Source organism: Bacteroidota bacterium, from assembly GCA_039821555.1.
In the GTDB taxonomy this organism is placed as follows: Bacteria; Bacteroidota; Rhodothermia; order Rhodothermales; family Rubricoccaceae; genus JBCBEX01.
The window spans coordinates 373358-394218 of record JBCBNX010000002.1 but is presented as its reverse complement, the minus strand read 5'-3'; the positions used below and the strand labels follow the sequence as shown (position 1 = coordinate 394218).

Annotated in this window: 15 protein-coding genes and 2 tRNA genes; 4 read left to right on the top strand and 13 right to left on the bottom strand. The window is 66.7% G+C overall.

What is annotated here, in order from left to right; translation table 11 throughout:
* Positions 1–90: 90 nt before the first annotated feature.
* The 7 genes from AAFU51_04255 to rpmH form a co-directional block, all read right to left on the bottom strand.
* Positions 91–3252 carry a binary toxin-like calcium binding domain-containing protein gene (locus AAFU51_04255; GenBank protein MEO1570459.1) on the bottom strand — a complete coding sequence of 1054 codons (3162 nt, stop codon included), beginning with the start codon at positions 3250–3252 and terminating at the stop codon, positions 91–93.
* Between the two features lie 307 nt (positions 3253–3559).
* Entirely contained in the window at positions 3560–6325 is a 2766-nt protein-coding gene (locus tag AAFU51_04250) for a serine/threonine-protein kinase (protein ID MEO1570458.1), read from the bottom strand.
* 54 nt (positions 6326–6379) lie between these two features.
* Positions 6380–7000, bottom strand: a complete 621-nt coding sequence (locus AAFU51_04245) for an ECF-type sigma factor (protein MEO1570457.1) — start codon at positions 6998–7000, stop codon at positions 6380–6382.
* 208 nt (positions 7001–7208) lie between these two features.
* Complete coding sequence (mnmE, locus tag AAFU51_04240; protein ID MEO1570456.1) at positions 7209–8693, bottom strand: tRNA uridine-5-carboxymethylaminomethyl(34) synthesis GTPase MnmE; 1485 nt, start codon at positions 8691–8693, stop codon at positions 7209–7211.
* Between the two features lie 168 nt (positions 8694–8861).
* Positions 8862–10778: a membrane protein insertase YidC gene (gene yidC / locus AAFU51_04235; GenBank protein ID MEO1570455.1), complete on the bottom strand. Its 1917-nt coding sequence runs from the start codon at positions 10776–10778 to the stop codon at positions 8862–8864.
* 95 nt (positions 10779–10873) lie between these two features.
* Positions 10874–11371, bottom strand: a complete 498-nt coding sequence (locus tag AAFU51_04230) for a ribonuclease P protein component (GenBank protein ID MEO1570454.1) — start codon at positions 11369–11371, stop codon at positions 10874–10876.
* A gap of 16 nt (positions 11372–11387) precedes the next feature.
* A complete protein-coding gene (gene rpmH, locus AAFU51_04225; GenBank protein ID MEO1570453.1) occupies positions 11388–11543 on the bottom strand; it encodes a 50S ribosomal protein L34 in 156 nt (51 codons plus the stop codon).
* A gap of 193 nt (positions 11544–11736) precedes the next feature.
* Here rpmH and AAFU51_04220 point away from each other — a divergent pair.
* Both AAFU51_04220 and AAFU51_04215 read left to right on the top strand, forming a co-directional pair.
* Positions 11737–11809 (top strand) — tRNA-Gly (locus AAFU51_04220).
* 91 nt (positions 11810–11900) lie between these two features.
* Positions 11901–11974: transfer RNA gene (locus AAFU51_04215), tRNA-Val, on the top strand.
* 168 nt (positions 11975–12142) lie between these two features.
* Here the strand turns inward: AAFU51_04215 and AAFU51_04210 are convergent.
* From AAFU51_04210 to AAFU51_04185, 6 genes are all read right to left on the bottom strand, one after another.
* On the bottom strand, positions 12143–12610 hold the full coding sequence (locus tag AAFU51_04210; protein ID MEO1570452.1) for a hypothetical protein: 468 nt from the start codon (positions 12608–12610) through the stop codon (positions 12143–12145).
* 203 nt (positions 12611–12813) lie between these two features.
* Entirely contained in the window at positions 12814–13500 is a 687-nt protein-coding gene (locus AAFU51_04205) for a hypothetical protein (protein ID MEO1570451.1), read from the bottom strand.
* 43 nt (positions 13501–13543) lie between these two features.
* The gene (locus tag AAFU51_04200; GenBank protein MEO1570450.1) at positions 13544–13783 is read right to left on the bottom strand and encodes a hypothetical protein; all 240 of its coding nucleotides are present in this window, start codon (positions 13781–13783) and stop codon (positions 13544–13546) included.
* A 38-nt stretch (positions 13784–13821) separates the two neighbouring features.
* Positions 13822–13968 carry a hypothetical protein gene (locus AAFU51_04195; GenBank protein ID MEO1570449.1) on the bottom strand — a complete coding sequence of 49 codons (147 nt, stop codon included), beginning with the start codon at positions 13966–13968 and terminating at the stop codon, positions 13822–13824.
* Positions 13969–14008: 40 nt separating this feature from the next.
* A complete protein-coding gene (locus AAFU51_04190) occupies positions 14009–14512 on the bottom strand; it encodes a hypothetical protein (GenBank protein ID MEO1570448.1) in 504 nt (167 codons plus the stop codon).
* Positions 14513–14567: 55 nt separating this feature from the next.
* Positions 14568–17327, bottom strand: a complete 2760-nt coding sequence (locus tag AAFU51_04185) for a fibronectin type III domain-containing protein (GenBank protein ID MEO1570447.1) — start codon at positions 17325–17327, stop codon at positions 14568–14570.
* Positions 17328–17566: 239 nt separating this feature from the next.
* On the opposite strand from AAFU51_04185, the gene AAFU51_04180 reads away from it, so the two are divergent.
* A complete protein-coding gene (locus tag AAFU51_04180; GenBank protein MEO1570446.1) occupies positions 17567–20032 on the top strand; it encodes a serine/threonine-protein kinase in 2466 nt (821 codons plus the stop codon).
* A gap of 102 nt (positions 20033–20134) precedes the next feature.
* Positions 20135–20683: an ECF-type sigma factor gene (locus tag AAFU51_04175; protein MEO1570445.1), complete on the top strand. Its 549-nt coding sequence runs from the start codon at positions 20135–20137 to the stop codon at positions 20681–20683.
* The last annotated feature ends 178 nt before the right edge of the window (positions 20684–20861 follow it).

Genomic DNA, 20861 nt, shown 5'->3' with positions numbered 1-20861 from the left:
AAAACTGTCCCCCTCACGCGTGAGGGGGACAGCCCGAGGAGCGCAGGCAACGCAGGGCGGGGGGAGCTAGCGCCGCGATTCGACTCCCGTCTACCGCACGACGGTCACGCGGCGGGTCGCGGCCCCCTGCTCGGTGAGGAGGCGGAGCACGTAGAAGCCCGAGGCTAGCCGGCTTGCGTCGAAGCGCACCGTGCCCTCGCCTGCGGGCCGCGCGCCCTCGGCGAGCACGGCGACCTCGCGTCCGAGCACGTCGTAGACGGACACGCGGACGTTGCTTGCTTCGGGCAGCACGTAACGCACGCGGGCCGACTGGTGAACCGGGTTCGGGGCGGGCGTCGAGAGCTCCACTCGTCCAGGGAGCGCCGTCGCGGTGTCGTCCTCGTCGGAGGTGTTCACGGGCGTGTCGTAAGTCGGGACCCCGCCGCCGGAGTCGGTCGCGCCGAGCGTACCGCCGTAGCCCGCCACCGCGCCGACGTTCTCGTCGAGCATGTCGACGCCGATGAGCTGCTGCCGTCCCGTCTGCACGGGGCCGGGGTAGCCGCCCGTCGTCTGCCACGTCTCGCCGCCGTCTTCGGTGCGGAAGACGTTGCGGCTCTCATTCAAGTCGACCGCGACGCCCACGTTGGGCGAGCCGAAATCGACGTTCCAGAAGCGCGCGCCGTTCGCGGGGAGCACGCGGCGCTTGGGCCCGGGCACGAGGAGATCGTCCTGCACCCAGATGCCCTGGTCGCCGACGATGGTCCACAGGTCGCGCCCGTTGTAGGCGATGTCGCGGTGGTCGGTGTAGGCGGCCGTCTCGGTCCAGGTCTGGCCGTCGCGCGTCGCATAGATGCGCCCGGTCCCGTCGTTCATCCCGGCGTCCCCGACGACGCCCTCGGTCTCGGAGATGAACTCGACCGCGGCGAGGCGCGCGAAGCGACGGCCGCTCGGGAGCGGGATTGGGACAGACGACCACGTGCGCCCGTTGTCAGTCGAGCGGATGACGCGGTCGCCGCCGACGGCGTACCACGTGTCGCCGCCCGCATAGTCGACGGCCTCGAACGGCTGCGGCGTGCCCGCGACGGAGGCCGTAGCCCAGGTCCGCCCGCCGTTCTCGGTCCAGATGATCGTCCCGTCCTGCGCCACGGCGATGCCTGCCTCGTTGCCTGGCGTGCCGCTCTCGCGGAAGCCGAGGCCGAGCCAGAACCTGCCGCTCGGGACGCCCTCCGCCGTGCCCACGCGGACCCACGACGCCCCGCCGTCCTCGCTCCGAATGACAACACCCTCGCCGACGACCACGCGGTGCGCCACGTCGAGTATGGCGATTTCGCGGAGCCGCACGTCGGCCCCGAGCCGGTGGTCCTGCGGCGCCCAGAAATACATGTCTGCGGTCCCCTCTCTCGCATCGCAGAACACGCTCGCCGGGAGGTCGGGGTCGCCGTCGACGAACACCGTGGTCACGTTGCCGCCGCTGAAGTTGGGGAGGTCGTTGCCGCTCGTGTAGACGCGCCGGGGTACCTCGTCGCACGTGGCGGGGGTGCCGAACGGCGTCACCAGAGACGTAGCCCGCTCGTTGCCCAGTCCGTCCCGCACGACGACGAAGGAGCCTTCCGCCGAGATCGGCAAGAACGTCGATGTGGGAAGCGCGAACGTCACGCTCGCCCCATCCGGCGAGGTGCTGGCGGGCACCATCTCCACGATGGTTTCCTCGCCCTGGATGAACAAGTGGGCCGTGGCTGATGTGGGTCGGAACCCGCCCTTCGGCCCGGCGGAGACGCTCAGCGAGCGCTGATCCGCACTGAAACGACGGCCCGTGACGACCGGCCCGGCCTCGCCCGGCCCCGGCGCAGCGTTGAGTAGGATCAGGTTCGCCTCGCGCGGCATCGGCATCGCGAGCAGGTCGCCCGGCCATGAGGCCCCGCCCTGGCTGAGGGCGTACGCGGCCCAGTGGTCGATGAACCGCAGCCCGTCGAGGCCGGGCTCGGGGCCACTCAGCGCCACCCATGCGCGTCCACCGCTGCCCGGGAAGGGACGGCCCTCAATGGCGAATGAGGGGCCCGAGCCTTCCGCGAACCCGACGAAGCCCAGCACCTCGGCCAGCGTGAACTGCGGGTTGACGCGCGGGGAGCCGGTGAAGACGTCGAACTGGTAGGGGTTGTCGCGGTAGCGCGTCGGGATGGTGGCGTCCGGATCGCCCGAGTAGCCGAAGTCAACGTTGAGGCGGAGCGTGCGCGCCTCGATCTCGCGCTGGAAGTTGCTCCACAGGCACGGGCTCGAATCCGACCCGCATGACCAGTTGTTGGTGCCTTGGCTCCAGCGCAGCACCTCGGCTTCGAGGCTCACCATCCGCAGTTCGACGGGCGCACCGCGCCGCAGCTTACGGAGTTGCGGAATCGAGAGCACGATGTCCTCCGGCGTGACGCCGCCCGTGTCGCGCTTGTCGACGCGGATCACGTCCGTCGAGGTCTCGCCCGGACCGAGCGTCGTCTGAAACGCCTCGGGCGTCTGGATCGTCGCGATCAGCTCGCCGCCGATGTAGACGTTGAAGCGCGGCGCGATCCTGAGAGCCGTGGCGCTCCCCGTGTTCCGCACGCGGATGTCGAGCGCGAGCGTGGCAGCCTCGTTGAACGTGTCCGACGTGGCGGTCTCCCAGTTGATCTCGACGTCCGTGGACTGTGTCGACTCCTGGCTTGTCGTCCGCGACTCCGAGGCGGTGATCTCCGACGTGACCTTCGGATCGACGAGGCTGACCTCACTGCCGATGGTTGCCGACAGCGTCTCAGTGAACGACGTGCCGACGGTGACCGAGGAGCCTTGCGTGAGGCTCCCGCCACGCGAGTCCTGGATGGTCGAGGTCGGCGTGTAGACATAGTTGACGAGGACGACGCTGATCTGGGGCGACGCCGCGACGAGCGGGTGCCCGTAGGGCGCGCGGATCGTGGGGAGGTTGATGCCCGTCGCCTCCTGGAAGTCGCTGTAGGGGTCGCCGTCGCTCGACCACGTCGTCGGGTCGGTGACGTAGCAGTCGGCCGGGCCGGGCGTGCAGGGCGTGAGCGCACCGCCGCCGCTGGCATCGTAGGTGTAGCCCGTGACCTCGATAAGGTCGGGGACACAGTCGCCGTCGCCGTCGGCCAGGCCGATGGGGATCTCGAAGCCGGTCGGACACGACGACTGCGCCGCCGCCGGAGGAGCACCGACGAGCACGAGAAGCAGGGCCAGGAGTGGAAGGGCCAGAAGGCCAGGTAGGAGGCGGCCAGGTAGAAAGCGGGGCATGGGACTGATGAGAAGATGCGTGGGTCGGAAGCCGGGCGTCCCCGTCGGAGTCGCCCTCGTCCCTACACGCACGCTTCCGGCTTCCCACCGGACACCCGGCTTCTGATTTTCCTGCCGCGAAGCTTGCCGACCACGTTGCCTGAGCGGCTCCCCCCGCTTGCACGCCTGTAACGGCGCACAAGCTGTCCCCCTCAAACTTGAGGGGGACGGTCCGAGGAGCAGAGCGAGCCGTTCGAGCGGAGGCGACGCCGGATAGGGGGAGCCGAGCCGAGCAGTGAACCCCCGGCAACCATTAGCCAGGTGCTTCTCAGAGCGCACCCTGCTCGCAGTCGCCGAGAGCTGCTGCGACCTGGGCCGTGGCTTCCAGATCGTCAAGCTGCTGGTATACCGCTTCTGCCTCGCGAAGCGCCGTCGCCGCCTCCGCGCAGCGTCCTTGCGCGGCGAGGTGGTGGCCGTAGAACAACTCGACCTGAGCCGCGCGCGCTGCGTCGGTGCGGAGCGCCTCGCGTGCGACGGGGACGGTCGCCTCGAACTGTACCCCCGCCTCCCGAACGCGTCCGGTGCGATGGAGCGCATCGGCGTAGAGCATCTGGTAGTAGACCGTGTGGGGATGGTCGGCCCCGAAGACCTCGCTCAAGGTGGCCGCCACCTCCTCGTAGGCCGGGGCGGCGCGGTCGTAGTCGCTCTGGCTGCCGTAGAGCCGCCCAAGCCCGCCCAGCACCTCTGCAATGGCAGGATGGCCGTCCCCATAGGCCACCCGTCGGATGGCGAGCGCCTCTTGAAAGTGACGCTCGGCTTCCTCGGGCTGCTCGGTGGAGGTGTAGAGAAAGCCGAGGCTCTTCAGCGTCGTCGCGATCTGCGGATGGTCGGCGTCGTAGACAGCACGCTTGATCGCCAGGGCCTCTTCGAAGACGGCCTCCGCCTCCTCATGCTCTCCTCGCTCGTCGAGGAAAATGCCGAGGTTGTTGAGGTCGGCGGCGAGGTCTGGGTGCGCGTCGCCGAGGAGGGCACGGTCGATCTCGACGGCCCGCCGGTAGGCCGCTTCGGCTTCGTCGTAGCGGCCCAGGTCGTGATACGCGACCCCCAGGCCCGTCAGCGCGAGGGCGATGGACGTGTGCATGGGCCCGTGCAACGCTTCGCGCGCCGCCACGAGTTGCTCGCCGATCCCGACAGCGGCTTCGATGTGCCCTCGGTCGTGGAGGAGCCCCGAGAGATTGTTGAGCGCGTTGTCTCGTTTCTGCGGAGCGTCGGCCTGTTCGAGGTGGCGAAGGGCGGCGCGGTAGGCCTCCTCAGCCTCGTCGAGGTCACCGCGGTCGTGAAGCGCCGCCCCGAGTGACACGTAGACCGCACCGATGTCCTCTACACTGGGATTACGAGGCGTCTGGAGGGCTTCGAGGGCGGCGCGGTGGAGGGCGATGCTGCGCTTCAAGTCGCTCGTTCGCCGGAGGAGGGCCCCGAGCGTGGTCTGAGCCGTCGCGATCTCGACCGGGTCGCCGAGTGCTTCGTGGAGGGTGAGCGCGCGTTCGAGGTGGACCTGCGCCGAGTCGTACGCGCCGAGGTCCTGGTAGACCGCGCCGATGGTACGGTGCATGGCCGCCTGCACGTCGGGCTGGCCGTCCAGGTCCGTCTCGATCCGCCTTGCGCCAGCAGCCAGCAGGTCGGCCGCAGTGAGGTCGAGCCCCTGTCTAGCGTCGGGGTTGGCCCCCTCGAAAAGCCCGCGCAAGAACGCGACGGTCTGAGCCGACGTGGCCGCCTCGGCTTCTGCGCGGTCGCGCTCGGCCGCCAGGCGAGCCGTGTAGACCCCGGTCAGCGCAACCAGCGCGACGAGCGCAGCAGCGGTCACGACCACCGCTCCCCGATGCCGCCCCACGAACTTGCGGAGGCGATACGTGCGCGTCGCCGGGCGGGCCTCGATGGGCAAGCCCTCAAGGTGCCGCTGCACATCGGCCAGCAGTTCGGCGGCGGAGCCGTAGCGGCGCTCGGGCTCCTTGCGAAGCGCCGTCCGGCAGATCACGTCGAGGTCGCCGCGGAGTTGCTTGGCAAGGGCGTCCGCTGTCGTGCCGCGTTGCTGCGCCGCCGCCGCCGTCACGGCTGTGCTCGGCGCGATAGGCTCGTCTTCCAGAACGGCCTGTTCCACCTGCACGGGCGTCCGGCCCTCCGTCTCGATAGGCCGCGCGCCGGAGAGGAGGCGATAGAGCAGACTTCCCAAGGCGAACACGTCGGTGGCCGTCGTCGGTGGCTCGCCTCGGATCTGCTCCGGGGCTGCGTAGGAGGGCGTGAGCACGCGCTGGCCGGTCCGCGTGAGGCCGCCGCCGTGATCGTCGTCGGGATCATCGTCGAGCACACGGGCGATGCCGAAGTCGAGCAGAACCGGCCGGGGCGCCTCGTCCTCCTCATGCTCAACGGCGAGGATGTTGGACGGCTTGAGGTCGCGGTGGACGACCAGCGACCGGTGGGCGTAGCGGACCGCCTCGCAGACGTCTGCGAAGAGCTGGAGCCGCGCATCAACGCCGAGACGGCGACGGTCGCAGTAGTCCGTGATCGGCTCGCCCTCGACGTACTCCATCGCGAAGTAGGGCCGCCTGCCCTCCGTGAGGCCGCCGTCGAGGAAGCGCGCGATGCCGGGGTGCTGGAGCCGGGCCAGGATCTGCCGCTCGGCCTCGAACCGGGCTAGCACAGCCCGCGAGTCCATACCGGGCTTGACGAGCTTGAGCGCGGCCTGCTGATCGAACCCGTCCGCACGCACGGCGCGGTAGACATCACCCATCCCACCGCTTCCAAGGCGTGCGCCGAGCACCCAGGGACCGACGCGCTCGCCCTCGCGCGATCCGATTCCGCTGACGCTCAGCACCTCCGATGGGAGGAGATCGGCCGGGAGCAGGTCGAGCGCCTGACCACTGAACAGATCGTGCTCGTGCTCGGCCCCGTCGAGCATAGCGGCGACGTGGTCGTACACCTCAGGCTCGTTGCCGCAGGCGGCCCGCAGCCACGCCGTCCGCTCGTCCGACGGGCGCGCCCGGGCCTGCTCGAAAAGAGTCTGGATGCGCGTCCAGCGCGCCGTAGCATCGGCCATGGGAAAGCAAGGTGTGGAGTCTAACCAGAACGCACCATCTTGGGACGCGAGCGGTCACCCGCCCCCCGAATCGTTCGACGCATTGGTATCGCTTGAAGTATTGGCATCGTTCGACGCATCGGCGCGGAGGGCGTGACTGAGCCAGGCTTTCGCAGCCTGCCAGTCGCGGCGGACCGTCTTCTCGGAGACGCCGAGCACGCCCGCGATCTCGCGCTGCTCTAGTCCGCCAAAGAACCACATCTCGACGACCCGCGCCGAGCGCTCGTCCAGCGCCGCGAGCCGGTCGAGGGCTTCGTCGAGCGCCAGCAGGTCCTCCGAGCGGGCGACCCGTCCGACCGCGTCATCGTGCAGCGTTCCGGCCACCTCGTCGCCGCCACGCTTGGCAGCCCGGCGGTCGCGGGCGTAGTTGACGAGGATCCGCCGCATCGCGACGGAGGCGACGCCGAGGAAGTGCGAGCGGCTCTGCCAGTCGGCCCGCGTCTGGTCGACGAGTTTGAGGTAGGCCTCGTGGACGAGGGCGGCCGTGTCGAGTGTATGACCGTCGCGCTCGCGCCGGAGGCGCTGCCGGGCCATCGTCTCCAGTTCATTGTAGACGAGGGGTAGCACAGCGTCCACGGCGGATCGGTCGCCCGCTCGGAAGTCGGCCAGCAGCGCGGTGAGGTCGTCAGAGGACATGGCAGGCAGGCTCAGCGAAAGCGCACGCACGGAGCCGAAGGTACGCGGACCTGCGCGGCAGTGTGACAAGCCGAAAGGGAGCCGTGCGAGGCGACCGTCTCGGGCCGTCGAGGCCACGCCAGACTGAGAAGCGGGAGCGACACAATCTGCCTACGGCCCTGGAGCACCGCCGCGCTCTTCGGCACGGCGTACTACTTCCCCCTGTTTACTACTTCCCGATGCAGAACTGCGAGAAGATCGCCCCGAGCACGTCGTCGCTCGTGATTTCGCCGGTGATGGCGCCGAGTTCGTGGAGGGCCTCGCGGAGGTCGAGCGAGAGCGTGTCGCCGGAGATGCCGAGGTCGAGCGCGCGCTGCGCCGCCTGCACGGCCTGGAGCGCCGCCGCGAGGTGCTGCCGGTGCCGCTCGTTCACGACGACGGGCGAGCTATCGGCCTCGCTGAGATCGTCGGCGACCGCGGCGAGGAGCGCGGCGCGCAGGGAGCCGAGACGGGACGGGTCTGCGGTCGCGTGCTCGGCCGAGAGGAGGAGCGGGGCGGCCCCGCTTTCACCCCCTGATCTCGCTTCGCTCAATTTGTCCCCCTCGGTTTCGAGGGGGACAGTTTCCGGTGACGCAGGAGCGGAGCGACTGTCGCCGGAAACAGGGGGTGCGAGCAGGTCCGCCTTGTTCGCTACGCGCAGCACGGGGAGGCGGGGGCGCTCAGCAGCCAGCGTGTCGAGAAACGCCATCTCCTCGTCGTCCAGCCCCGTCGTCGCGTCGTAGACGTAGACGAGCACGTCGGCGGCGTCGATGCTGCGGTGGGTGCGGCGGACGCCCTCGGCCTCGATGAGGTCGGCCGTCTCGCGGAGGCCGGCCGTGTCCACGAAGCGGAAGCGCAGCCCGCCGATCTCGCGCTCGGCCTCGATCTCGTCGCGCGTCGTCCCCGCGACCGGACTCACGATGGCGCGGTCGCGCTCGACGAGCGCGTTGAGCAGCGTCGACTTCCCGGCGTTCGGGCGACCGCCGATCACCACGCGCACGCCGTCGCGGACATAGGCGCCGAGCCGCGCCGTGTCGAGGAGGTCGCTGAGCAGCCGGGCCGCCTCGCTGAGCAGCCGCCGAAGTTCGTCCCGGTCGGCGAACTCGACATCCTCCTCCACGAAGTCGAGCTCTAACTCGATCAGCGCTTTGGTCTGGATCAGCTCCTGCCGGATCTGCTGCAGCGCGACCGACGTGCGGCCCTGGAGTTGGTGCAGCGAAACGCGGTGCGCCAGGTGCGACTGCGCATGGATGAGGTCCGCGACCGCCTCAGCCTGCGCGAGGTCGAGCTTGCCGTTGAGGAAGGCGCGCTGGGTGAACTCGCCGGGCTCGGCCAGCCGCGCGCCCGCGTCGAGGAGGCTGCGCAGCACGAGCGCCGGGGCCACGTCACCCCCGTGGCACGTCACCTCGACCACATCCTCGCCCGTAGCGGAGCGCGGCGCGCGGAAGAGCGTCACCACGACCTGGTCGAGCCGCCGGGCCTCGTTGTCAGCGCCCTCGGCGTCGAGGATGTAGCCGACGTGCACCGTGTGGCTGTCGGCGTTGCCGAGCCGCTTCGAGAACCGCGCGTCTACGATTCGCACGGCTTCCGGCCCTGACATGCGCACGATGGCGAGCGCCGCCTGCCCGCGCGCCGTGGCGATCGCTGCGATGGTGTCGGTGCGAACAGCCTGCATCAATCTGTCATCCTGAGCGAGCGATAGCGAGTCGAAGGATCTCTGTTTGTCTCGACGCTTCGTTTGGAGCTTGAACGCTGGCCCGCAGATCTCCCGCATTCGCGAGGGCGGGCTCTTCGACTCCGTCCTGCAGGCTGCACTCAGGATGACAAGCTGGGAGATCGTGCTCTACCGCCGCTTTGCCGGGCGTCGCTTGGCGTTGCCGCGCTGCTGCTTCTGGGCTTCCTTCATGTTGGCCTCGGCGCGCTGCTGCAGGCGGGCGAAGAAGCCCGGCTTGGCGTTCTTCTTCTTCGCCTGCGCCTTGGCCTGCGCCGCCGCGATGCGTTTCGGGTCGGTCTTCTCGAGTTCGATCTGGTGGTTGATCCACTTCTGCTGTGCCGCCGTGAGGACGTTATACATCAGGTAGTACAGGCTCAGGCCCGATGCGAAGCGGTTGAAGAACACGAAGATCATCAGCGGCACGACGATCTGGAAGATCTTCGCCTGCGCGCCGCTCGTGGTCGGCGGGGCGGCGATGCGCATCTGGATCACCATCGCCACGCCCATGATGGCGCAGAAGCCCGCCACGAAGTCGCCGTAGAACGGGATCTCGAAGGGCAAGCGCAGCACCGGGTCCGGCGCGGAGAGGTCGTTGGCCCAGAGGAACGACTCCTGGCGGATCAGGATCGAGTTCTGGAAGAAGCGCCACAGCGCAATGATGATCGGGTACTGCAAGAGCAGCGGCAGACAGCCACCGAGCGGGTTCACGCCCCGGTCCCGGTAGAGCCGCATCATCTGCTCCTGCTGCTTCTGCGGATCGTCCGGGTACTTCTCCTTGAGCGCCGTCATTTCCGGCTGGAGGTCGCGCATCTTCGCCGTGCTCCGGTAAGCCGACTTGGTCAGCGGGTAGAGCAGGATCTTGACCAGGATGGCGAAGAGGATGATGACGATGCCATAGTTCGGGATGAACGTCCCGAAGAGGCGGAAGACCGGCGCGACGACGTACTTCGCGAGCGGCCGCGTCATGAACGCGCCGAATCCGTAGTCGACGACCTCGTAGAGGCTCGCGTCGTAGTCGTTGAGCATGCTCAGGTCGACCGGCCCGAGGTAGAGCGTGTACGGGTTCGGCGTGCCCGTGGCCGCGCGCGGGATGAGGAGGCGCGTTGCGTAGTAGTCCTCGAACGCCACATCGCCCGGCTCACCGACGCGCTGGCCGTCGAGCTCCGCCCCCTCCGTGGCGAGCCCGTCGCCGGGGAGGATGGCCGCGACGAAGTACTTGTTCTTGACCGCCGTCCACTCGATGGTGCCCGTGATGAGTTCGTTGAGCTCGGGCTCCTTCGAGAGCTTGATCTGCTCGACCTCGCCGCCTGCGCGGACGTAGGCCCCGGCGTTGATGGACTCGTCGTTGGCGTCGAGTTCGTCGAAGGGGAGGCCGCCGTCCCACACGAGTTCGTAGCCGCCTGCGCGCGTGAGCAGGTTGGTGTTCACCTCCTCCACGCTGAAGCCGACGCCGTGGCCCTCCGGCTCGAAGGTGTAGGCCAGCCGCAGCGCCCCGTCGCCGATGGGCGCGTCGAAAGCGATCTGCTGCGCGCCATCGGTGACGCGGATCGTGTCCTGCGTGTAGGCCGTCGTCTGGAAGAAGAGCGAGCGCGAGTCCACGATGCGCCCTGAGGGCGGCGCAAATACGACCCCGAGGGCCCCGTCGTCCGTGTTCGAGACGAGGTCGACCGGGATACCCTCAGCTCCGGCCTTGTCGTACTCCTTGAGCTCGAACCCGATGAGCGTCCCGCCCTTCGTCGAGATCGTAGCGATGTAGGTCTCGGTTTCGACGACGACCGTCTCGGCGGTGCCCTGGGTGGCCGCCGCAAAGGCGGAGTCGGTCGGGGCTGCGAGCGCCCCTTCGATCGCCGGGTCGACGAAGACCGGCTGCGCGTCGTCGAGGGAGTCGGGCTGGAGTGCCGCGAGCGAGTCGGCGATGGCCTGCCGCTGCTCCGGGGTCGGAGGCTGGGGGGCGAAGAAGATCATCCACACCCCCATGATGACGGAGATCAAGACGATCCCGACGAGGGTGTTGCGGTCGAGGCCTTGCTGCTGCTGCTGGTCCACGAGGAAAGGGGTACGAGCGGGTGGGGAGAGCGCCGGGCGGGCAACGGGAGCGTGGGGCGGCAGTTTCGCCCCGGACGTGAATTGCGTGCCGTGAATTATTCAGCCGCCTCGGGTGGGGGCGGGGGTTCCTCCGAGCGAAGTGCGCTCACGACACGGTTGAGGGCGCGAGGCAGATCGCGCTGGATCTGCTGCGAGGCGGTGGCTTCCTGGCCGCGAAAGAGCACCATGGCGGTGAACGTCTCGGGGCGGCCGGAAAAAAGGTCCACCAACGGATGCTGGTGGACCCGAAACGTCTCGCGTAGGAGGCGGCGGAGGCGGGTGCGTCCCGCGTTGGTGCGCGCCCGGCGCCCTGGCGCGAAGCCGACTTGGATGGGCACGCGGCGGCCGACTTCGTGCTCCGTGGACAGGCGGTAGAGCACCGCGATGGAACCCGCTGTGACGCGGCGCACGTCGGTGCGGCTGCGGTCGAAGAGCGGGCGGATGAGGCGGCGGCGCTTCAGCCGGAAGGCACGCGGCCACCGGTGGCGCGGGTGTGCTCGGTCTGTAGCGTTGTCCGCCATCGTGGCCTGCGCCATCCCGACTGAGTCGGACACGATCGGATCAGATGCGCTACTTGGTCGAGCGGGTGTCGCTCACCGTGAGGTTCTTGCGGCCCTTCTTGCGGCGGGCAGCGAGCACCTTGCGGCCGTTCTTGGAAGCCATGCGCTTGCGGAAGCCATGCTTGTTGGCGCGCTTGCGGCGGCTAGGCTGATAGGTACGTTTCATGACAGTCGAGGTCTGGGGGCCAGAAAGGCGAGGTTCAGGTCCGAAGCGTCGAGGGGCCAAAGAGGGCTGCCGGTGCGCTTTGCGGAGCCTATGAAGATACGCCGCGTGCTACCAGCGTCCTTGACAGGGGTTGTGAAGCATCGTAGTATAAGCGTCCGCGTTGCGCCATGCAGCGCGTCGAAAGCGGATACACGCGGGAATAGCTCAGTTGGTAGAGCATCAGCTTCCCAAGCTGAGGGTCGCGGGTTCGAGTCCCGTTTCCCGCTCATCGGATTTGCGGTTGTGGATGTTCGGTTTTTGATTTGGAGGCCGTGCCGACCAATCGGAAATCATCCATCTAAAATCGCAAATCGTCCAGGGCGGTTAGCTCAGCTGGTTAGAGCACCTCGTTTACACCGAGGGGGTCGGGGGTTCGAATCCCTCACTGCCCACATGGACGCGCCTCGCCGTACCGAGGCTTTTTGGTAGGTGCATCACCTCCCTTGTCTGAATACGCTACAGGAGAGTGACCGGTCACTTTCTTTCAGATGGACGGTCGTACGGGTGCAGGCTAGCCTCGCCAGGAGCAGCGCAGCCGTCTGCCACCGAGCCTAGGCCGGCTAGTTCCTCACGAATACACTCGCCTCGATCTCGAAGCGCGGCTCGACGTATTCGGGGACTGGCTCGCCTAGGAACGTGAAGAACCAGCGGCCTTCCTCAAACGGGTACGCCGTGCCATCGGCCTGGAGCGGATAGTCTTCGCCGGGGTCATAGCGCGTGCCTCCGGTAGACAACGTCGCGCTGCCGCCGCCGGGCGTGCGAACAACCACGCGGTCGAGCAGAATCGCTTCGCCGGTGGTGAAGCGAAAGCGGATACACGACACCGTACCGCCGTTGCAGCGCACAGCCTCGGACGTGATCTCAAACGCAAGGGGGCATTGCCGAAGGACAGCACCCGCTCCTTCGCAAGGCCTGTAGTCATAGACCCGTCCGCAGATATCGGCGCAGGTGACGTCGTTGCGGAGGAGGTCACAGCCCGCCCAGAACGCGAGAGCGGCAACAGCGATGAGAAGCGGGGACAAACGCATGACTTCGTGGACAAACAGTGAGCGAGGGCGCATGAAGAAGGCCGCGACGGCCCAAAGGCGGGACACGGAGAGCTACCTCAAGACCTTGCCGACTTCGTGGAGTGCAGCGCGGGAAACCAACTCGGTGAGTCCGCCGCATTAGACGTAGGTGCAGCCCCATGCCTCCGCCTCCGCTCACCAGCGGAGCTCTCGGGAACGCGAGCCTAGGCATCAGTCAGCCGCTCGTAGGCCTGCTCTGTCATCCACCCCTCGCCTGTAAGCACCATGTTGACGGTGCGCTGGATTGGGTTCTTGCGCGCGTTGAGAAAGTCCTCGCCGCAGTCATAGTCGTTGGGGCGGTTGGGCACATCGCGCACGCAGGCCGTCGTCCCGGCTAGCACCTCGGACGTGACCCAACGTGGGACGTCGTCTACCCGGTAGGTGTAGGTGACTTCCGCGACGGTGTAGCCGAAGACGTTCTGCGGTTCTGAGTAGTTGACAACCTCAACGATCGCGGGCGTTCCGACGATGAGTTTGCGGCCCTCACGCCAACTCTGGCCCGTCTTGTCCGTGCGCACGTAGTAGGCAGCCGCGACCTGATCGTAGACCCAGTTTCGGTCCTCGTAGCGGCCCGTGCCAGGATCGTCTACCATGGTGTCACGCCGAGCGTAATAGCCCTCCCGGGTGAGCGCCTCACAGAAACGGAAGGACCTACCGTAGTGAGAGTCCGTCTGCTTCGCTGCCGTCCACGTCTCGCCGTGGCAGTCGAGGTCGAGGTCGAAGATGCCTTCGGACCACGACGCTTCGAGCGCGTTCTTGAAGTTGGCCTTGGACGGCTCGCGCGGGTCGCCACAGCCCGAGAGCAGCAGGGCGACCATGGAAAGGAGGGCAAGGGGGATACGTAAGCGCATGGCTAGAGCAGGCGAGGGGCGTAGGGTGGGTGTCAGTCGGCGCTCACTGGCCGAGCATCGTGTCGAGCGCGCCGCCGACCGTGCAGCGAACCGTGGCTTGCATGAAGACGACCTTGTCTTCGGCGTCGTACTTCTCGGCATAGCGGGCGATGAGGCGCTGGCCGAGCGCTTGGTCGCCGCTCTGCATGGCCGCGCATACCTCATCGGCGGCGTCTTCGGGTGAGGGCGTGCAGCCGACGAGCAAGACCGAGGCGAGGCTAATGAGGAAGAAGCTGAACCGCATGGCACGACCTGGCAAAGGATGAGTGAGAGACGAGGTGCCTAGAAGTCGCCTTCGCAATCGCAGTCGCCCGCTTCCAGGCAGCGTGCGAGCTCAGCCGATGACAGTTCGCTGCAGAGGCGGGTGTCGTCGGAGGAGTCGCAGCCGACGAAGGGAACGAGGAGTGCAAGAAGGAGGAGGTAGCGCATGGTCACACGAGGTTGGAGTGGGAACTCGGAGGCCAGACTATCAGAACCCTGCTCGCTCGGCATCAAAGGAGCCGCGTAGCGCGAAAGGCTCCAGCGTAGGAGGCTGTGCCCCCTCCTCGCACGAAGGGCTACCGAAGAGTGTCAGCACCTGCAGAGTCGCGTCCAGGCTCCCGGCGATTCGGTCCTCGCTGACCTCTGTGAGTGTTATGGTCCCACCCTGTGTGTCGAACGTGCACCCCTCAACCTCAAGGAAGCCGACAAGTCGAGAGGAGTCGAAATCGAAATCGCGAAACTCATAGATCCCGCGGCCGAAGGTGCGACTGATCTCGAATCCGAAAACCAGCCCGTCGTTGCTTAGCCTGATGTCTACATCAGATCCACCACAGTCGCTGCCCTGACAGAGCGTGAACGACGCACGACCGTCATACGACCCAGAAAGTTCGCCCGAGAGCGAGACTGTGAAGGTACCGAGGGTATCTGCTTCGCTGTCAGAGTCGCAGCCGACAAAAGGAACGAGGAGTGCGAGAAGGAGGATGTATCGCATGGTCATATGGGGTTGGAGCGGAGTGGGGGCTTGGCAGCCGCACGCTGCCGTCGAATCAGCGGAAGACAACGAGCCGCCGGGTAGCTGCGAAGTCACCCGCGCGGAGGCGGACGAGGTAGGTCCCTGCCGCGAGGCCATACGGCGTCCATCCGACCCCGTGGTATCCGGCGGGCTGCTCGACATCGGCGAGGACGGCCACGCGGGCTCCGAGCAGGTCGAACACCTCGACGGTGACGGATGCGGCCTCTGGGAGCGCGTAGGCCACAGTCGCCGCGCCTGCTACAGGGTTGGGGTAGACCGCGTCGAGCGCGAAGGCTGTGGGCAGGGCAGGACCGTCCTCTGCCGACACGGACGTGACGAGGATCTCGACCTCGTTCGAGAAGGGACTCTCGTTGCCGTCGTCGTCTACGGCGGTGAGGCGGTAGAAGTAGGTCGTCCCGTCTTCGACGTCCGCGTCGGTGAAGGCCGTGGCGGCGGCGGGAAGGGCCGTGAGGAGCGAGGTCGGCGCGCTCGCGAGGTCGCGGTAGAGCCGGTAGCCGTCGAGGTCGGCGTCGGCATTGGCCGTCCACGTGAGGGCGACGGTCCCAGCGTCGAGTCCCGCTGCGAGACCGGTGGGGGGCGCAGGGGCCACGCCGTCCTGCGGGGTCGCCTCGGCACGGGCGCTCTCCAGGAAGTCGTTCTCATTGCCTGCCGCATCGAACGCCGTGACTACGTAGAAGTACGTCGTGCCGTTTTCCAAGCCTGTGCTGACAAAGCTTGTCGCGGGCGGGTCGACGATCGCCAGGAAATCATAGACCAGCGAGCCGTTTCGTTCGATGCCCTGCTGGAGGAGATACCCGGCGAGGTCGTCAGCGTCGGGGCTGGCGGTCCAGGAGAGAGCAACCTGTTGGTCGCCGGGCGTGGCGACCAGGTCGGTCGGGGGCGCAGGCGGCTGTAGGTCGAGCGCGCGACCGACGACGAGGTCAGCTTGGGTGAGGGCATCGCTCAGCCCCGTGGCGCGTGCCACGAGCGGGCTGCGGAGGACCTCGCCGTCTGGTGCAGAGCCAGAGACGGTCGTCGAGAACGTGAGCGTGCGGCTCTGGCCCGGGGCGAGCGTGCCGACGGTCCACACAGCGAGTTCGTTGGGGTCGCAGTCCGAAAACGGGCAGTCGAAGCCGACGTCGGTCTGCTCCACAAAGTCACTGATGAAGGCAGGCAGCCGTAGCCGGGCCTGGACGCCCGCGAGGCTGGTCGCGCCCGTGTTCTCAGCGCGCACTTGGAAGACGACGAGGTCACCGGGCAGGGCGGCCTGCCGGTCCAGCCTGTAGGACACGGCAAGGTCCGACGGTGGGGCCACGGCGACCGCCGAGCGGGCGGTAAGCGTGGTGGCCCCTGGAATATTCGGCGCGAGCCATGCGATCAGGTCGAGCGAGGTCCCGGCTGGCGCGTCCTGGTCGACGCGCACCTTCACCTCGACGCGCCCCCCCTCGCCCGGCTCCAGCGCGCCTACTCCCCATGTCACCACGCCCTGGCTGATCCCAGCACGCGGCCCCGTCGTCGAGATCAGGCCGCTCTCGTCCGGGATGCGGACCTGAAGAACGAGGTCGTTCGGGCTGGCTGGGCCGAGGTTCGCGAACGTGATCACGTAGGTGAACGGCTCACCTGGCTGTGCCGGCTCCTGCTGCGGAGCCACGCTCAACCGGAGCAGCGGCGCAGGCTCGACGTGGAGATCGGCCTGCGCCACCACCTGGCTCGTACCCGTGGCCTCAGCCGTAGCCCAGGACCGAAGCACCTCGCCCGACGGCGCGCTCGTGCTCACACGCGTGGTGAAGACCAGCGTGCGGCTAGCTCCTGGCGCGAGCGGCCCCACCGACCAAACGGCGAGCTCGTTGGGGTCGCAATCGGAAAACGGGCAGTCGAAGCCGATGTCGGTCTGCTCCTCGAAGTCCTCGATGAAGTTGGAGAGCCGGAGCCGGACGGATGGGTCGAGGAGCGTCGTGGTGCCCGTGTTGGTGAGGAGGAGGCGGTAGAGCACACGCTGGCCCTCGCCGAAGCTCGACTGGCTCGTGGTGTAGCTGAGCCGGAGCAGCCCAGGCTGCTCGACTGGCGCGACCGTCGCCGCTGCGACCGACGGAGCAGGGCCGAGTGTCGCCTCGGCGCGCACGAGCGTACCGGCCGTGAGCATGCTGGCTGGCTCGAAGGTGGCGCGTACTTGACCGCCGCCGTTCACGCCGAGCGGCGCCACGTTCCACCGGACGATGCCTCCAGACTCGGTCCCTCCCCCCGTCGCCGAGACGAAACGCAGCCCTTCGGGCACCGGCAAGGAGAGGGTCGCCTCGGTGAGCGTGCGTCCGCTCAGATTGCCGTAGGTGAGCATGTAGGTCGTCTCGGCCGTGGGCGAAAGCGGGGCTCGCTCCGACGCCAAGGCGAGACGCACGACCGGCTCTGCCGCCACCGCAACCGTTGCGCTCGTCACGAGGTCGGAGAGCCCCGGAGCCGTCGCCGTCGCTGTCGAGGCGTAGCTCTGAGCGTCCGCCGACGTGGAGAAGCGCGTCGTGAACACGAGGGTCCGCGTCTGGCCCGGCGCCAGCGTCCCGATCGTCCACAGGGCGAGTTCGTTGGGGTCGCAGTCCGAGAAGGGGCAGTCGAACCCCTCATCGGTTTGCTCCTCGAAGTCGAAGATACCGGCCGGGAGCAGCACGCGCACGACGAGGTCGCTGATGGGACCTGCGCCGCTGTTACCGACAGCGAGGGTGTAGTAGACCCGGTCGCCCGGCGCAAGACGGTCCTGCGACACGGTGTATGCGAGGTCGAGCGACTGCGCAGCGGCACCCACCGTTGTCAGGACACTGCCAAGGAGCAACAACCAGAGCCTATTTCCATACGGTTTTTTGGCGGGTGAAAATGTATAGTTATACATATAGGAAATGAGTAGGGTGAGGTCCTATGTTTTGGCCGCAAGCGGGACACGAGAGCGCGAGGCACAGGCGCCTCGCAGATCTGCAATCACCGGGGCCTCACAAGTCAAGACGGATTTCTTGGCGATAGCTGCGGCCCGCGACTCAACTTTTTTCCATGCACGACCTCACCCTCGTCGATCTCTATGAGGCCGCGGCGTCTCTCGACCCCGAGGCCCGGGAGGCGTTCATACGTCATCTTGCCGAGCATCGTCCAGACCTCACAGCGTCACTGCGCGTGCTCTTCGATGCCCCGGTGCCCACCGGCGACGTCCTTCCGCCCATGCCCGCGCTGCACCTCGACCCGATTGAGCCAGGCACACAGCTCGGGAGCTTCGTTGTCGCGGAGCAAATCGGCGAAGGTGGTATGGGACAGGTCTACCGCGCCGTCCAGGAGCCGCTCGGACGAGACGTAGCGCTGAAGGTCGTCGCGCTTGGCACCTACGCCACCCCTGCCCAACTCCAGCGCTTCCGTGCCGAGCGCGACCTCGTCGGTAGCTTCGACCACCCCCACATCGCCCACGTCTATGGCGGGGGCGAGACACCAGACGGCGTGCCCTACTTCGCCATGGAACTGGTGGAGGGGCAGCCCATCACCGACTGGTGTGCGGCTCGGCGCCTCGCCGAACGCGATCGGGTTGCCCTCTTCTGCCAGGTCTGCGAGGCCGTTGCCTTCGCTCACCAGCGCCTCGTCGTCCACCGTGACCTCAAGCCGTCCAACATCCTCGTCCGCGAAGACGGTGCGGGACGGCCCATCGTGAAGCTGCTCGACTTCGGGATCGCAGCCGTTCTCGCCGACCCGGAAGAGAGCACGACGGCAGAGCTAGGCGCGATGACACCGGCCTACGCCGCTCCTGAGCAAGCGCGTGGCGAGGGCATCACGACGGCCACCGACGTGTACGCGCTCGGCGTCGTCCTCCACGAGTTGCTGACGGGCCATCGTCCCGAGGTGGCTACAGAAAGGCTAGACGGGGACCTAGGCGCCATCGTGACGCGCGCTCTTCAGGACGAGCCTGCACACCGCTACCCCTCTGCGCAGGCCCTTGCCGACGACCTCCAGCGCTTCCTCGGTCGCCTCCCTGTCCAGGCGAGGCCCGCTAAGGCAGGCTACCGAGTCGGCCGCTTCGTCGCGCGGCATCGCCCCGCCGTCAGCGCCGCCGTGCTGGCGACCCTGGTCCTCATCGCAGTCGTGGGCGTGTACACGTGGCAACTGCAGCAGGAGCGCGACAACGCTACTGCTGAGGCACAGCGCACGCAGCAAGTACAAGACTTTATGCTCATGCTCCTAGAGGGCGGAGAACCAACGGCTCAGCCATCAGACACCCTCAGACTGAGCACAGTGATTGAGTATGGCACAACACGAGCAGTAGAACTCGCCGATCAACCTGATATCCAGATTGAATTGCTCGAAACGCTCAGTGCTCTCCTAGCACACAGAGGCGACTATGAACGCGCTGATTCGTTGCTCTCAAGGGCGCTAAGTGCCTGGGAGACTATGCCCGACGCTGACGAACGAGATCGCGGAGACTTACTAATGCGTCAAAGTCGTCTACGCATTGATCAGCAGCGCTGGGCGGATGCTGAGCGGCTAGCACAGGAAGGCCTAGCGATCATGCTGGCGGAGGCTGGACGCGAAGACACGACGGTGGCAAAAGCGAGAGCCATCCTAGGCTTTGCGCTTCATCGCCTCGAACGATTTGATGAAGCCATCGAGCAATCCGAAAGTGCTGCAGCGTTATGGGAGCAAGCAGGAAATGAAATTGAACGAGGACTCGCGCTAGACCGGGCCGTAAAGGCTTACACGATTCTTGGGGCGTACGAACGGGCGGATTCGCTAGCTCATATCGTTTTGTCTATCGATCAAAGAGAACTAGGGGACTACCACCCGTACGTCGCGGCTGACTACGTCAATCTGGGAAACATTCGATACCAGATGGAAGACGGAGATGCGGCCGAGGACTATTACAGGAAAGCTTTAGCAATACGTTTGACTCACTACGAAGAGGATCATCCGGCAATCCTGCTAAACAAAACAATTCTAGTAAAAGCCCTCGTTTTGACAGGGAAGCTTTCTGAGGCTGAATCGATCCTCAATGAGGTACTCGTACTCCAGCGTGCGAGGTATCCCCAGCCTCACACGGACGTAGCCCTGACTGTAAGCGAAATGGCGCACGTTGCACGGGCGAGAGAAGACCATGCCCGGGCGGTCCAATTTTTCTCGGAAGCAGCAGATCTCTATCTAGCGACTACTGGAGAGGAAAGCAAAAACTACTTGATCGCACAAGCAAACCTAGGCGGGGCTTTATCCTCAACTGGGGAGCTTGGTGAAGCTGAAACAACGCTGCGATCTGTGCTCGGTGTTCTCGAACGAGTTTTACCAGAGGGGCACGATAACACGGCTAGAGCACATATCCGACTTGGAAGCGTGCTCGTCAAAGCAGGTAGGGGCCAGGAAGGAAAACGCCACCTCGCTGAAGGTCTTCGTATGCTGGAGACGAACGGAGTTGCACCAGATTCTCCATGGGTAGAGCGGGCACGCAGAGAACTTGAGGCACTGGAAGGTGGCGCTGAGACCGCAATATGACAAACACGACGGGGATGCGAGTCTCGGAGAGCTTACACCGGGGCCCCACATCTGACTACGCAGCACCATTGCCCTAATTGAGTACCACTTATGGACAGAGATATGAGCGACACCGTACTGAAATTAGACCCCTTCGCAGCCGCCTACGAAGCGATCCGTCAGGTCGCACACCGGCAGCGCCGGCGCGTCCGCGACTTCGACACCTACAACACCACGGCTCTCGTCCACGAAGCCTACTTGCGCCTTGCCGACTACGACCTGGAAGACTACTCTGAATACTCACGGCGCGCCCTGTGCGCCCGCGTCATGCGGACCTTCATCGTGGACGAACTGCGGCGGCGGCAGGCTGACAAGCGCGGCGGTGGGCAGCGACCGCTCCGCCTCCTGACAGGGGGCACCATGCCTGCTGCGATGCGCCCGGAGCGCTTCCTCGCCCTTGACGAAGCCCTAGCACGTATGGAGCGCAACGGCGACACGCGCACCCACGAGGCCGTCGAGGTGGTACAGCTGAAGTATTTCGTCGGGCACACGTTTGAGGAGATCGCCGACATGAAAGGCTGCACCTTTCACCGCGTTCGTGGCCTCTGGGAGTATGCCAAGCGGCACCTCCAGGCCGAGCTCGACAGCGCTGGGCTGCCTGACGATCTCTAGCGCGCACGCGCCGACTTCGCGGCTCTTCTTCCGGGACAGCCTGGTTTGCCCTGGCGTGCAGCTTACCTCGGCGTGCACTGCGGGCGCACCTAGGGCTCTGGCGCGTCTCGACCTAGGTACCCACCCACGCCCGTAGACAACCGAGGACACCAAGCCACGAAAGCAGGGACGGCTTGCT